The organism is Nocardiopsis lucentensis DSM 44048, from assembly GCF_000341125.1.
GTDB lineage: Bacteria > Actinomycetota > Actinomycetes > Streptosporangiales > Streptosporangiaceae > Nocardiopsis > Nocardiopsis lucentensis.
The window spans coordinates 1-1,346 of the sequence record NZ_ANBC01000069.1 but is presented as its reverse complement, the minus strand read 5'-3'; the positions used below and the strand labels follow the sequence as shown (position 1 = coordinate 1,346).

At 73.8% G+C, this 1,346-nt stretch carries 1 protein-coding gene and 1 pseudogene; one reads left to right on the top strand and one right to left on the bottom strand.

Going from position 1 to position 1,346, the window contains the following annotated elements; all coding sequences use genetic code 11:
* A pseudogene (locus D471_RS0102085) lies at positions 1-427 on the top strand (RNA polymerase subunit sigma-70); the annotation flags it as partial.
* A gap of 49 nt (positions 428-476) precedes the next feature.
* Here D471_RS0102085 and D471_RS0102080 read toward each other — a convergent pair.
* Positions 477-1,346, bottom strand: an 870-nt coding sequence (locus D471_RS0102080) for a GDSL-type esterase/lipase family protein (protein ID WP_017597092.1), incomplete at its 5' end; no start/stop codon positions are given.

Here is a 1,346-nt window from a genome sequence, read left to right as displayed (position 1 = left end):
GCGGGGGAGCCGTGCCCGGCGGCGGGTCCGGGGAGCGGCGCCGGTCCCCGGACCCGAACCGGTGCGCCAGCGCCAGCTCGTCGACGCCTTCCTGAGCGCCTCGCGCGACGGCGACTTCGACGGGCTGCTGGCCGTCCTCGACCCGGACGTGGTCCTGTGCGCGGACACCGGTGCGGTCGGCGGCGCGCTCACGGTCCGGGGCGCCCGGGCGGTGGCGGGACGGGCCTTCCTCTACCGGAGCCGCGCCACCGACCTCATGCCGTGGCCCGCCCTGGTCAACGGGGCCGCCGGGGTGGTCGCCACGGTCGGCGGACAGCCGGTGTCGGTGCTGGGCTTCACGGTCGTCGACGACCAGATCACCAGGATCGACATCCTCGCCGACCCGGCACGGATCGCCCGGCTCGACCTGGCGGACTTTCACGCCTGACCCGCGTCGCCCGTACGGGGGGCGGGGCGCGCGGCCCCGCCCCGACGCGTCAATCGACCAGTTCGCCGAAGGCGGTGGCGATCTCCTGGGCGCCCGCCCGGTTGGTGTGGATGTCCGGGCCCCGGTCGACGTCGCACATCCAGGTCAGGTCGCAGATCCGCTGCACGTTCGTGGGCATGCCGGTCGCACTGTCCGCGGGCACCGCGAAGTCCGAGGACTCGAAGGCCCGCTCCACGTCGGCGACATCGACCCCGGCGTCCTCGTAGGTGGCGCGCAGGGACTCGTTCATCCGCTCCAGGACGTCGGCGGCGTAGGCGACCAGGTCGTCCTCGGGGGCCTGCGCGCCGTCCTCCGCGGGTGGGGCCTCGGCGCTGACCGGGGCCGCGGACGCTTCCGCCCCTTCGTCACCGCCCTCCAGCAGCAGGGCGGCCAGGAACGGGTTGTAGTAGGTCATCGCGATGATCTGGGTCTGCGGTCCCGCCGCCGCGCGCAGACGGTCGGCGATCTCGGGGACCTCGGTCCCGATCCGCTCCAGGCCGTCGTCCACGCAGGCCGTGTCGACCGCCGGGCCCTCCGGGTCCTCCAGGTCGCTCACGCACCCGGTGAAGTTGTTGCCCCCGATGGTGAGGGTGACCAGCTCGACGTCCCCTCGGTGCCCGGTGAGGAACTCCTCCGCCGCCTCCAGCTGGGACCGGCCCCCGTACCTCTCGTCGCAGCGGGGCAGGCCGCCCGCGATGAACGTGGTGGTGTCCTCGCCGCCGCAGCCCATCCGCTCGTGGCTCAGCGTCGAGTCCGCGTCGTACAGGTCCCGGTACAGCACGTCGGTGTACCCGTCGGCGGTCTCCCCGGGGATACCGCTCTCGTCGGGCTGCACACCCACGGTCAGGGAGTCGCCCAAGGACAGGTAGTAACGCTGCTC